Genomic DNA, 12517 nt, shown 5'->3' with positions numbered 1-12517 from the left:
CCTTGTGTGAAATGTATCATGCTCGGTTTCATCTGTTGTTGTCAGTTTAATGGTTTCTGTTTAGAGCCCCAGTTTTATAGCCAGCGTATATTGTTTGGGAACAGGCATAGCTACCCCGCCGTTGTTGAAGAACTCGGGATCTGCGCCGTACAGCCGCTTGTCTGAATACAGCAGCGCAATGTTATTCCCTACGAGAGACAGCTGTGCGTTACGGATGCCAAGGCGGGACATCAGCCGCGCGGGCAGTGTGTAATCCAGCGCGATCCTTTTCAGGCGGATGAAATCCCCTTTAGCCACCGCTTCCGTAGAATAGTTATAGGCATTGTACGGATAAACGCCGTCCGTTGTAGCCCCGGTAGCCGGGTTCACCACACCATTGATGACATGGTACGCACCGAGCAATGAAGGGATATTGGTACGGGCTTCGTCCCCGGATTGCAACCAGCGGTCGTTCATCCGGTCAGACAAGGTGTACATGTCCGAGTACGCGGCTGCGAAGGAAGGCTGCAAACGTATCCAGTTGCCGGCCGCAAAGGTCAGTAAGGTGGACAAAGAGAAACGTTTGTAGGAAAAGCTGTTGTAGAAACCTCCCGTAAGGGTGGGATCAGTTGGCCCGTGATACAACAAATAGTTATCATCCAGGTCCTGCAGGCGGATATAGGTGGTTTTCCCGTTGCCATCCGGCGCGAGGTAGGTAGGATAGCCATATTCCGGATCGAGACCTGCGAAGGGAATGGAATACAGTCCGCGTTGCGCATACCCCACGCGCATACCGCCTTCCGCCCTGGCATTCGTCCAGATATTCGGGTTGATCTCCAGGTTGGTGATCTCGTTTTTATTCACGGCGATGTTGAACTGCGTTCTCCAGCGGAAGTCGCGGGAGGCTAAAGGATTGCCGGCGATGGTAAACTCAATACCCTGCGCTTTAATGTCCGCATAGTTCGCTGTTTTCACAAACTGGCCACCGATACCGGAGGTATTCAGGCTGCCGATCAGGTCGAAAGATTTACGGCGGTACCAGTCAATGGTCAGATCGATCTTGTTGAAAAGCGCGAGGTTGGCGCCGATATTCAACTCATACATCTTTTCCCAGGTCAGCTCCGAATTTTCCAGTCCGCTCAGGAAGATGCCGGATTCCTTTTCGTTCTCATAAGGCCGGTAGGTCACCTGGTTGTAGAACACGGCGGAAGAGTTGCGGGCATCGCCGATGCTGGCCGTCATACCGTAGGTACCGCGCAGCGTGGCGCCGGAAAGTATCTTTTTGATGCCGCTGCCATAGAAAGGCTCGCTATCGATATGCCATGCACCGGAAATGTTCCAGGTAGGCAGCCAGCGGGCTACTTTTGATTTGCCCATTTTGTTGGAACCGTCATAACGCGCGGTAGCATTCACGCTGTATTTTTCACCGAATGCGTAAGCCGCGCGTCCCATGAAGGCTGCGAAGCGCTCGGCGCCGTAAGACATCCCGAAATACGGGTCTCCCCCTTCGATCATCTTCTTGAAATACCGGTAGTTGGGGTTCACCAGGCCACCGTTCTCGTACTGGTAACCGATCCCCTCGTAGGCGGAGTTCCGGCGGTCAGTACCCCGCAATTCCATGGAACCGAAGAAGTTGAAACGGTGCACCACATTGAAGGTATTATCGTATTCCAGGTTCTGGCGGAAATAGAAGTTCTTCAGCGAGTTGATGTTGGTGTTGTAAAAACCGCCTTCAGGCAATACAACAACCGGCAGGGAATTGACATCATCCGGATCTGTATAAAGGTTGATATTGCCTTCAGCAATGGTTGCATCATAATCCGCACGGAAAGACTCTGCCATGTTGGAACCATCTTTCACATAATGCTCGCGGGTTGTGTTGGCATAACGGAAAGCGCCATCTACGGAATATTCCAGCTGCGGAATGATCTTGTATTTGATACCGCCCTGCACCTGGAGGTCGATGCCCTTCAGGGTCAGGTAGTTGGTGTTCAGTTCATTGATGATGTTGAACGGCGCGTAATTCCTGACGAAATACTCCGGCTGGCCATCGGTATCATAGGCCGTCATGAGGCGGCTGGTATTGAGGGCGTAGGAGTACGGGTTGATATCGAAATCGCGGGAGTACACCCCGTACACCGGATCGGAATTGCGGGTAAGGGTACCGGGCGTACGCTGGTCGCGGATAGAGCCGTTCACCATCACTTCGGCCCTGAGCTTGTCGTTCAGGCGGAAGTTGTTCCGGAACTTAGCCGTATAACGGGTTACATCATCGCCTATGGTCATCCCGTTGTCCTTCATCATGGACGTGGAGAAGTAGGTCTGGGAGTTGGCGGAACCGGAGTTCACGCTTACGGAATGTTCCTGCAGCAAGGAATTCTGGAAGAGGATATCGAACCAGTCCGTATTCGCTTTCGCATAACGCTCCAGGAAATTCAGGCGGTCTTCCATCGTGTTCTTCAGGCCGTAAGTATCGGTAACCGGATCGTACTCGTACATCTGGTTATACATCTTGTAGAAGATACCGCCGTCTTTGCCGCGGGAAACAGAACTGTGATTATAATATCCTTTATTCTCCAGCTCCAGCAATACGGAAAGCTGGTCGGCGGAGTTCATGATATCGAACTGGTCGTAAGAAGGCTTCAGGTAAGTGGTGAATGTGCCGGTATAGTTCACCTGGGCTTTACCGTCGGTATTGCGGCCTTTTTTGGTATTCACCACAATCACACCGTTCATGGCGCGCGCACCGTACATGGCCGTAGCCGCGGCATCTTTCAGGATCGTGAAGGATTCTATATCGTCAGGATTAAGACCGGCCACGGAAGAACCGATGAGGGTGTTGGCGTCACCGGTGGAGAGGGCTTCATTCGAGATGTTCACCACATCTTCCAGGATAATGCCGTCCACCACCCAGAGGGGCTTGTTCTCTCCGGAGAGCGAAGTAGCGCCGCGTACACGGATCTTCGGCGCAGCACCGAAAGTACCGGATACGTTCTGTACGGACACCCCGGCCACCTGGCCTTCCAGCATGCGCGAGATATCCGGTACGCCGTTACGCTCTGCATCCTTGGCGCTTACTTTGGAGCTGGCGCCGGTAAAGAGTTTCCGGTCTACATTCTGGTAACCGGTCACCACCACTTCCGCTACATTGCGTTCGGATTCTTCCAGGGTTATATTGAGCTCCCTGGTGGTCGCGGAGAGTTTCACTTCTTTGTCCGCAAAGCCGATATAGCGGAATACCAGCACGGCATTCTCGCTGACACTCTTCAGCTCGAAGCGGCCGTTGCCATCGCTGATCGTACCTGAGCCGGTGCCTTTGATAAGAATGGACACCCCTACGAGCGGCGTGCCGTCCTTGCTGCGCACGACCCCGGTTACGCCGATGTCAGCTTTTTCGCGCACAGCCGGGGTAACCGGCAACGGAGCCGGCTTGATGACCACATTGCTGTCTATGATGGCATAGGTCAGCGGCTGGCCTGCGAGGGACTGCCGCAGCGCTTCTTCCAGCGGAGCATCTTTCAGGTAAAGGGTCACCCTGCCTGCCTTATCCAACATCTGCGAGTTGAATACGAAGTGGCAACCCGTTTGCCGTCTCATTTCAAGAAATACCTTTTCCAGCGGTGCTTTCCTGACGTTGATCGTAACAAGCTGCGCCCATCCTGAAGCACTGCTCTCCAGGGTAGCCACGACCGTCAACAAAAAAATGAGTCTCATAATCAAAAAACTTTTGGCGGGAAACCGGCCGCGCATAGGTGGGACGCTCCCATAAGCAGTAATTTTCATACTTTAGCATTGTTGGATTAAATGTTTGCGGAATGTGTAATGCGAATGTTGGTCCGATATTTCTGCCGGTGATGCGCCAACATCACCGGTTTTTTTTATTGCCGGACCTTATGCTCCTTTTCTGCCGGGAGCAGGCGCTTTTCAGTGTTGCAGCATGTATTGATTCTCTTTTTTTGGTTGAATGACTTGGTTGAATGACAGATTTATGGTTGAACGATGATCGTATTTCCTTCCATGGTAAAATGCACAGCAGCCGTCATTTCCAGCAGGGTCAACAATTTCGACAGCTTGTCGCGGCGCGAAACGGTGCAGGTAAAATCCATATCGGCCACATTCCCCCGGTACTGCACGTCCACATCATACCAGCGGGAGACCTGGCGCATGATCTGCCGGATATTCACCCTTTCGAAGTGGATGCTGCCGTTCTTCCAGGCCGTTTCCTCCGCTACATCCGCTTTTTCCACATACAGCGCACCGGTCTTGTTCTCCACCACCGCATGCTGCCCGGGGACCAGCAGTTTAGCTTCACTCCCCGGAGCTGTTACGCGCACGGAGCCGGATACCAGTGTGGTGACAATACCCGTTTCATCCTCGTAGCCCATGATATTGAATTGTGTGCCGAGCACGGCGATGTTCACGTCCCTGATCTTCACTTCAAAGGGATGGGCCTTGTCTTCCGCCACCTGCAGATAGGCTTCCCCCGTCAGCTCCACTTCCCTCTTTTCCCCGCTGAATACCGTGGGGAATCTCAGGGAGGAAGCGGCGTTCAGCCATACTTTCGTGCCATCTGACAGTATGATGGTAAACTCTCCGCCTCTGGGCGTGGCAATGCGGTTATAGGTCACGGACAGGGAACTGCCCTCCGGTGGCGGTACATAAGCCAGCTCTCCGTTGGCCAGCATCACGCTGGTGCCGCCCTGGGCAGCCACGAAGCCATTGCCCGCACTGTCCAGCTCCACGGCCGAGTTATCTTCCAGGTAGAGAACAGCCGTATTGCGGCCGGGATCTTTCTCGGGCATTTCCTGTTGCTGCTGTACCGTTTGGGCGGGTTGTTCCCCGGGGTCCAGCAGAAAATAGGCGCCTGCGGCGAGGCAGAGCAATACCACGGCAGCGGCGGCCAGCCACCAGCGGCCGGCAGGTTGGGTGCTCCGGCGCAAAGGTTTGTCTGCCGCCATGATGCGGCGGAACGTTTCCTGCGTTATTTCTTCGGTAACTGTATATGATGTGTGATCGTCTTCCCCTATCATCGCGGCGATGCGCTCCGCCAGCTCTTCCCTGCCCGGTTGTGCGAGCAGCTGTTCAAGCTCCCTTTTTTCTTCTTCTGTAAGCACGCCCGAGGCGTACTGTCTCAATATTTGGTTGATGCGATGCTGATCCATGGGGAATAATAAGTTGACATGCAAAGTCTCCTTCCGGGAGACCTTGTATTAGTAAGACGGAGCCACAAACAAAACGTCACGGCAAAACTTTAACTTTTTTTTATAAAAAACGGGAGATCAGCCACAGGAAGGCTAAAGGACCAAATCCGGAGGCCACCAGCTGGTCCCTGACCTGGCGGAGCGCGGCCGAAAGCTGGTTTTTGACCGTACCTACAGGTACATCCAGCATTTCAGCGATCTGGGCGGGTTTCATACCCAGTTCCCGGTTGAGGCGGAAAACCTTTCTTTTGGCCTCGGGGAGTCCATCCACGGCCTGGTGGATGTTTTTGCGGAGTTCCAGCAAGCGGGTACGCTCCGCTGAAGCCACCTGACCTTCACCGTACCAGTCCCGGCCGATGGACTCCCGGCGTTCCCGGCTCCGCAGGTCACGGTCGATATGGTCCAGATAAATCCGGGAAGCAATGCGGTTGATCCAGGCGCGCATATTCACGATTCCGGGCAATTGATCGCGATGCAGCCATATTTTAATGAAAGTTTCCTGTATAATATCCTCCACATCCGTTTCAGAACGGCTGTATCTCAGCAGGAAGGGGCGCAACAGGTTGGCATGGTGGTTATAAAACTCAAAAAAGGCCTTTTCGTCACCATCCGCTATCAGTTGCACCGTACTTGTTCCCTCATATGGTGGGCTAGTGGGCAAGGGGATTTTGGTCGTTTGAAGCAAATATAGAAGAAAAAAGAAGAAATGCCGGGTTGATTCGGGTGTTCATACCATCAACAGTCCGCCATTTCCCCTCCTTGCAAACCTGTTTAACGATCTCCCCGCAGATAAACAGGTATTTCTACGTGTTACATATTTTGAACCAGTTAATAATTTTGGCCCTGAACATTGGCAGGATCATTATTCCTGCCGCCCCAAAACGCAAACGCCTGACGTTTCTGAAGTCAGCTTAATGATAACCTCAAAACAATAAATAATGAAACGATTTAACATGCTCATTGCTATCGTAGCAGTATTAAGCCTGCCCATCCATGGTTGTAAAAAAGGTGATCCCGGTCCGCAGGGGCTTCAGGGAGAACAGGGCGATCCCGGTCCGCAAGGAGCGCAGGGTGCCCAAGGGCCGCAAGGCATTGCCGGTAATGCCAACGTTACCCAATACACCTATGGTGCGCACAATTTCGCCACCACTGCATCTGCCACGCTGCAGGTCACCACAACAGCGGATACCATGAACCGCAGCGCCTGGCATGTGTATCTGGTCAGGGCCAGCGGCAATGTGTACCCCATTCCAGGTTTCGGCCTGAACGGCAGCAGTGACTATCGTTTGTACTGGAGCCATTCAGGCGGCAAAGTAAACTTCAGTATCAACAAGGTATCCGGCCCTGGAGAAGAATATGCCAGCATGCGGATCATCCGTATCTACGCTAACCAGACGGCTGCCGGCGGCAGGGCAAGCAATCCCCTGCCGGATATCGACTTCAATGATTATTACGCCGTCTGCCGGTACTACGGGTTACCATATTAGCCGGCATCCGGTTGACCGGAACCGGAGCGCAAGAGTATCCTATCTCCCAAAGATTCCATTACCGGCAAGCAGGCAACAGCAGATACGACGGGCTGGCGGTTAAAGCCAGCCCGTCTTTTTGCCGAATGCCTGTTGCAGACCTGAAGCCGTTGGTGCCGGCCTGATCGAAAACAGGCGCTGTCTGATATATAACGGGATGGCCGAAGCCTGCAGCCGGCCAACCAGAAAGCAGGCTACCGTTTTATGCAGGTATTGGCAATTAATATATTATTCCATAGCTTTAATACCGGTTCGATCCTTCTAGCTTAGGTGGAAAGCAAATCCCGGGATGCCGCAACGCGCATGGCCGATCAATGAAAGTTTGTCGCAGGCACCGGCAGGAATTGCTCAGCAGGAAGGCAATGATGTTGTCTTTTATATCTACCGTACTCCAATTATTCTTAAACTGTTGCATATGCGATCATTTGTGCTTTTTGTGCTTTTCGTACTTGTCATTCGCATTTTGTTTATCCTTATTTACACAGGATTTATCCGCTTGAGCTTATAGCGCCATAATAAAGCCTGTATGCGGACACACCGCAGTAACCCGTAAGGGACCGGGAAAGCATTTCTTTAACCTCAATAAAATTCATCATGCCACGTGAAATTTATGTCAAACCGGCATCAGCAACTATCTCCATGCAGGCGGAAAAACAGGAAGATCCTTACTTAAGCAAGGTGATCAAACCGGTTCCCGCTGATGTTATCGGTGTTTAAACCCTTGACGCTGCGGTTACACTGTCAGCATACTCAACTTTTGCCATCGCAATTCAGGCAGGAATAATCGTTGGAAGTATTCCTGCTGGATCTTCTTCTCCAAATTTTTATCTTTGACCCGGTAAATGAGGTGTAGCGGGGGGATGCTCCCACTCCACATGGCCTCACATTGATGTAAATAATGAAATGCTGAATGAAAGCGCAACTGCCGGCTTTGCTCAAACAATTAAAAGAAAATTCACTTCCATTCAAAGAGGTGATCGGGTTTATTGAAACTTACTATCAACATCAGCCAACAGCCTTTAAAAATGGCGAGGCGTATAATGAAGCCAGTCAAAATCAGGGTAGTGCCAAGGTCTTTGCTTTCGCCCGTTTAAATGATCTGGACGAAATCAGGGTAGTGCCAAGGTCTTTGCTTTCGCCCGTTTAAATGATCTGGACGAAGCAGATACGCTCTGTTTATTTGCGGAACACTACCAGTCTGTATTAAATAATCCTGACGGTTCAGATCACCAGAATATCAGGCAGTTCATGACGCATGGCTGGCCGGGGGTCGTTTTTGAAGGAGAGGCCCTGCTGGCGAAATAGTATTATGGCGGGAGCATTGAAGATTGCAACCTCGGAAAAGTTAAAAGTGAATATGGCGAAGTACTAAAGTGATACAAAAGACCAGATATATTGGTTTTATTAATCCGGATTTAAGTAACTTCAGATATGATGATCAGAATCTTATTCATTTCGCTCTTTGTCGCAATGGCAAGCCTCGCAAATGGTCAGACCGTTGTGGTGAACCCTGACGGTACCCATACCATAGTCGTCGGTTCGGGAAAAGCAGGATCACCGAAGATCATTGTGCATCCGAACGGACAGCATTCCGTAGTACATAAAACGGGCGCCCATTCCGTTGTGGTAGGCCCCGATGGCCGGCATACGGTTGTGGTTGGGGCGGATCAGTCCAAATCGCCGAGAATCGTGGTGCATCCTGATGGCAAGCATTCGGTAGTGCAAACAACAGGGGCCCACACTGTTGCGGTCCGCCCGGATGGCGGTCATGCCATCGTTGTGAACCCATCACCAGCGGCTTTGCATTGCCGGCTCGCCATGGCATTGATGTTATCGTTAACCCGGTAAGTTCTGTCAAATGACGCAGGATAGCCCGATCATACTGTGCCGTTAACCATCAGACCGGGGCTGGCGGTATTTCTCTTTCCCCCGGTACGCCGCTTCAATAGCCTTTTTGTTGTTTCCTGAAAAAAAGTATTTTGCTGCTGACATACTGTTGTCATAACCCATCCGGAATTTTGTTTCATCAAATAAAAAAACCCATGAAACAGATCATCCTTTTACTGACTATCGCTGTTATAACTGTAGCGGCAAACGCTCAAACCCAAAAAACCTACTATATGTCTACTGCAAAGCCCTTCAAAATTGATGTACAGCAAGCTGTACTGGACGACCTCCAAAACCGCCTCCAACAGACCCGCTGGCCCGATGCGCCCGAAAATGCTGGCTGGAGATACGGCACGGACCTCGTATTTCTCCAAAACCTTGTCGCCTATTGGCAGAATGGTTACGACTGGCGCAAGCAGGAAGCCGCGCTCAACCGGTTCCCGCAGTTCACCGTGGAAATAGACAGCCTCACCATTCATTTCCTGCACATCAAAAGTAAAAATCCGGATGCCAGGCCCCTGCTGCTTTTGCATGGATGGCCGGATTGTTTCTACCGCTATCACAAAGTCATTCCTTTGTTGACAGACGACTACGATGTGATAGTGCCTTCCATTCCCGGTTTCGGCTTCTCCAGCCGGGTGCCCATGACCGATGACGGCTCCGCAGCAATATTTGCCGCGCTGATGACGGAGGTGCTGGGCTACAAAACGTTCCTTGCTGCCGGCGGAGACGTAGGCATGGGCATCACCAAATCGCTCGCCAATCTTTATCCTGAAAACGTGGCCGCCATCCATCTGTCAGATGTAGGGTACCCTGACGGTTCGGAAGACTGGAGCACGATGTCCAAAGCCGAACAGGAATTCGGACAGTTTATCCAGCAATGGTGGTACACAGAAGGAGCCTACGCCATGCTGCACTCTACCAAGCCGCAAACGCAATCCTACGGCCTGAATGATTCCCCGGTTGGGCTGGCCTCCTGGATCGTTGAAAAGTTCAACAGCTGGCGCACACCGGACGGTACTATTGAGGACCATTTCACAAAGGACGAGCTGCTCACCAATATCATGATCTACTGGGTGAGCCAGACGATCAATTCCTCCATGCGCACTTATGCGATGGGCGCCTTCCAGCAGCTGGCTTCAGGCAAAAAGGTGAATACCCCCACCGGTGTGGCGATATTCCCCGGCGATGCCCCTACGCCGAAGGAATGGGCGGAGAGAAAGGTAAATGTAAAACGGTTTACCGTTATGGAAAAAGGCGGCCACTTTGCTGCGATGGAAACGCCGGAATTGTGGGCGAAGGAAGTGGATGCGTTTTTTAAAAGCACGCAGTAAAATAAGTATATGCGCATTAAAACGGGAAGGCTGACTGGCCTTCCCGTTTATTTTTTATGGGACAAGACAACATGGGATATCCGCCTTTAGAAAGTGTACGGCATTACCTGACTACCCGCACCCGATCTATTCATGGTCACCTACAAACAAAAATGGGGAGCAACCCTTCGATTACTCCCCTCAGGTTGAATTGGCGGAAAAAAATCACTTGTGCTATTTTTTGCTTGTACCCGCAGGAGCAGTTATCACTCCATCACTCACCAGGCCGCCTTCGACGGCGTAATTGTCAGGTTGGCAAAGCTGGCGCGGGTACCCGGCCCCACATGCAACCCGATCCTGCCGGTTTTGGCGGCCGAAAGGCTTTCTACCGACAGGCAGGGGCTGGCGCTGTTGTTGACATATACCTTGATGGACGGATGAGCAATGACGATCCTGACATGGAACCATTGGTCGGGATCAGGCGTAGGCACCACACGGTTCTCGTATTGACCGGGATGTTGCTCCCTCAGTTTGTACCAGGGAAATTCCGGCTCAAAGACATACTGCACCGAGCGGGTCCGCCTCAGGGTATCGCGATTGAAGAAGTTAAAGGGACGGAAATACACCAGTTCATACTTCTTTTCATTCTCCATATGAAAAGCCAGCCCGACGAAATTGCTATTCATATCATTCCGGCCACGCACGTCCAGCTCTATCACGGCATCACCAATGGTTTCGTTCTTTAACATCAATACCCCATTGGTGGAATCATTGTGTTCAAACACGATGCTGTCCCTGCCGATGAATGGGGCATGCGGCCGGCCGTATAACTGCCAGTTGGCAGTGTTGCCAAGGTCGATCTTCTTTTCCTGCGCCCGGACGGGTAAAATGGCCGAACAGGCTGACAACAGACTGATGAGGGATACAAGTTTAACTTTTCGGATCATGTTGCTATTTTGAAGTAAGTTATAAATGACCCAAATTTGAGGCATGGAGGCATTATCTTGCCAAGCAGAACCAGTTCAATGATGTTCCAATCCTGTTCATTATACAAACAATTCACTATCAGTTACAAATGAATGAAGAATCGTTATATATCAAGCGTTGCCTGCAGGAAATAGAGGCCCTGATCAACCGGGGCGATGCCGCGCGCTGGACGAATTATGATTTTGAAAAGCTGTCCGAACTGATTGCAGACAAGACCAATGTGCAGTTGAGCGTGTCTACATTAAAGCGCGTATGGGGCAAAGTCACCTACAAGAACGCCCCTTCGCTGACGACGCTGAACACGCTGGCCCAATTCCTGGGGTGGACAGATTGGCGGGCGTACACAGCACCTCCCCGCCCCTCAGCCGGGCAGCTCCCGAATGATCTGGCAACTGTCGAAACAGCGCGGCCGTTGAAACGGAATAAAAGGGCTTTGCTTTATGCCGTGCCGGAAATCGCTATACTGGTCGTACTGGCAGGGCTCTTCGCTTTCTCCGGCAAAAAGCCGAAGCCCGATCCTTCGAAATTCAGCTTCTCGCTCAATAAAGTGATCTCGGAAGGCGTGCCCAACTCCGTGGTGTTTACCTACGACGCCACAGCGGCGCAGACGGATTCCGTTCACATTGCACAAACCTGGGATATCCGGCGCAAAACGCTGGTGTCCCGCGACAGGCATACGCATTCGGCGATTTATTATTACCCCGGCTTTTTCAACGCGAAGCTGTTGATAGACGGGGAGGTGATGAAAAGCGAGAACCTGCAGATCACTTCCGATGGCTGGCTCTGCCTGGCTGAAAATGAACCGGAGCCGCTGTATTTCAAGAAGGAAGCCTGTATCAGGGAAGATCGCGTGGAAGTAGATACGAACGCACTGCGCACCTACAACCTCTCATTGTATCCAAAACCACCGCGCATCCGCTTCTTCAATCAACTGGACCTGGGCGACCTGCAAAACGATAACTTTATTTTCGAGACAACAGTGCGAAATGCATACTCACAGAGTGCCGGCGCCTGCCAGCATGTGGAGGTATTGATACAATGCAAGAATAATATCATCATCATCCCCTTATCCTCGAAGAACTGCATTGGCGATCTCACCCTCGTGGCTGCGGGTTATTATGTAACGAGCAAGAATGCCGATCTCTCCGGCTTTGGGTGTGACCTCACCCAATGGGCAACGCTGCGTGTGGAAACGGAAAACCGGCAAATGCGCCTGTCCGTAAATGGCCGGGAAGCTTACCAGCTTACAATCCCTGATAAACCAACGGGCATCGTGGGCCTGCAATATCGCTTTAATGGCGTTGGTGCGGTGAAAGATACCTGGTTCAGGAGCAAGGGCAAGGTGTATGATTTTGGGCCGGAAGCGGTGAGGGTTTACAGGGATTCGTTGTGATGATTAGGATTGATATTTTCCGCGGGGGTGGAAGACTTTTCTAATAGGAAATAAAAAAGGGGCCGTCTCAAAAGTAACTGAGACAGCCCCCTTCCGACGCCGGGATGGCGCACCACCGTATTCTCCGTTTCAAATTTATCGAGGGTGATCCCGATCAGTGCGTCCACCCGCTACACTACGCTAATGGATAGGTTACAATCCACTTTGCTGGCTGCTATCCAGTGCTTTTTT

The 12517-nt window shown here is 51.7% G+C and carries 11 protein-coding genes; 7 read left to right on the top strand and 4 right to left on the bottom strand.

Annotation, left to right across the window (positions count from 1 at the left end):
- Positions 1–60: 60 nt before the first annotated feature.
- The 3 genes from FW415_RS10155 to FW415_RS10145 form a co-directional block, all read right to left on the bottom strand.
- The gene (locus FW415_RS10155) at positions 61–3693 is read right to left on the bottom strand and encodes a SusC/RagA family TonB-linked outer membrane protein (protein ID WP_148384405.1); all 3633 of its coding nucleotides are present in this window, start codon (positions 3691–3693) and stop codon (positions 61–63) included.
- Positions 3694–3965: 272 nt separating this feature from the next.
- A complete protein-coding gene (locus tag FW415_RS10150) occupies positions 3966–5141 on the bottom strand; it encodes a FecR domain-containing protein (RefSeq protein ID WP_148384403.1) in 1176 nt (391 codons plus the stop codon).
- Between the two features lie 100 nt (positions 5142–5241).
- Positions 5242–5805 carry an RNA polymerase sigma factor gene (locus FW415_RS10145; RefSeq protein ID WP_168208756.1) on the bottom strand — a complete coding sequence of 188 codons (564 nt, stop codon included), beginning with the start codon at positions 5803–5805 and terminating at the stop codon, positions 5242–5244.
- Positions 5806–6118: 313 nt separating this feature from the next.
- Here FW415_RS10145 and FW415_RS10140 point away from each other — a divergent pair, with 313 nt between their 5' ends.
- The 6 genes from FW415_RS10140 (at position 6119) to FW415_RS10125 (ending at position 9927) form a co-directional block, all read left to right on the top strand.
- Positions 6119–6667, top strand: coding sequence for a collagen-like protein (locus FW415_RS10140; protein WP_148384399.1), 549 nt, complete (start codon positions 6119–6121; stop codon positions 6665–6667).
- A gap of 633 nt (positions 6668–7300) precedes the next feature.
- Entirely contained in the window at positions 7301–7423 is a 123-nt protein-coding gene (locus tag FW415_RS25525; protein ID WP_256378908.1) for a hypothetical protein, read from the top strand.
- 193 nt (positions 7424–7616) lie between these two features.
- Positions 7617–7853, top strand: coding sequence for a HopJ type III effector protein (locus FW415_RS25350; RefSeq protein WP_246858999.1), 237 nt, complete (start codon positions 7617–7619; stop codon positions 7851–7853).
- A 5-nt stretch (positions 7854–7858) separates the two neighbouring features.
- Entirely contained in the window at positions 7859–8011 is a 153-nt protein-coding gene (locus FW415_RS25345) for a HopJ type III effector protein (RefSeq protein ID WP_246859033.1), read from the top strand.
- 126 nt (positions 8012–8137) lie between these two features.
- Positions 8138–8554 (top strand): hypothetical protein, encoded by a 417-nt coding sequence (locus FW415_RS10130; protein WP_148384397.1) that lies wholly within the window; start codon positions 8138–8140, stop codon positions 8552–8554.
- Positions 8555–8826: 272 nt separating this feature from the next.
- Entirely contained in the window at positions 8827–9927 is a 1101-nt protein-coding gene (locus FW415_RS10125) for an epoxide hydrolase family protein (protein WP_148384395.1), read from the top strand.
- Positions 9928–10184: 257 nt separating this feature from the next.
- On the opposite strand, the gene FW415_RS10120 is transcribed toward FW415_RS10125, so the two are convergent.
- Positions 10185–10853, bottom strand: a complete 669-nt coding sequence (locus tag FW415_RS10120) for a family 16 glycoside hydrolase (protein WP_168208755.1) — start codon at positions 10851–10853, stop codon at positions 10185–10187.
- 128 nt (positions 10854–10981) lie between these two features.
- Here FW415_RS10120 and FW415_RS10115 point away from each other — a divergent pair, with 128 nt between their 5' ends.
- On the top strand, positions 10982–12286 hold the full coding sequence (locus FW415_RS10115) for a hypothetical protein (RefSeq protein ID WP_148384391.1): 1305 nt from the start codon (positions 10982–10984) through the stop codon (positions 12284–12286).
- The last annotated feature ends 231 nt before the right edge of the window (positions 12287–12517 follow it).

It is taken from the genome of Chitinophaga sp. XS-30, from assembly GCF_008086345.1.
In the GTDB taxonomy this organism is placed as follows: domain Bacteria; phylum Bacteroidota; class Bacteroidia; order Chitinophagales; family Chitinophagaceae; genus Chitinophaga.
The sequence above is the reverse complement of the archived record's forward strand: the minus strand, read 5'-3'. Positions and strand labels throughout refer to the sequence as shown.

Bases quoted from the DNA above. Each gene is read 5' to 3' on its own strand.
- FW415_RS10140 (WP_148384399.1), top strand. From the start codon at position 6,119: ATGAAACGATTTAACATGCTCATTGCTATCGTAGCAGTATTAAGCCTG.
- FW415_RS10120 (WP_168208755.1), bottom strand. From the start codon at position 10,853: ATGATCCGAAAAGTTAAACTTGTATCCCTCATCAGTCTGTTGTCAGCC.
- FW415_RS10125 (WP_148384395.1), top strand. From the start codon at position 8,827: ATGTCTACTGCAAAGCCCTTCAAAATTGATGTACAGCAAGCTGTACTG.
- FW415_RS25525 (WP_256378908.1), top strand. From the start codon at position 7,301: ATGCCACGTGAAATTTATGTCAAACCGGCATCAGCAACTATCTCCATG.
- FW415_RS10130 (WP_148384397.1), top strand. From the start codon at position 8,138: ATGATGATCAGAATCTTATTCATTTCGCTCTTTGTCGCAATGGCAAGC.
- FW415_RS10155 (WP_148384405.1), bottom strand. From the start codon at position 3,693: ATGAGACTCATTTTTTTGTTGACGGTCGTGGCTACCCTGGAGAGCAGT.
- FW415_RS25350 (WP_246858999.1), top strand. From the start codon at position 7,617: ATGAAAGCGCAACTGCCGGCTTTGCTCAAACAATTAAAAGAAAATTCA.
- FW415_RS10150 (WP_148384403.1), bottom strand. From the start codon at position 5,141: ATGGATCAGCATCGCATCAACCAAATATTGAGACAGTACGCCTCGGGC.
- FW415_RS10115 (WP_148384391.1), top strand. From the start codon at position 10,982: ATGAATGAAGAATCGTTATATATCAAGCGTTGCCTGCAGGAAATAGAG.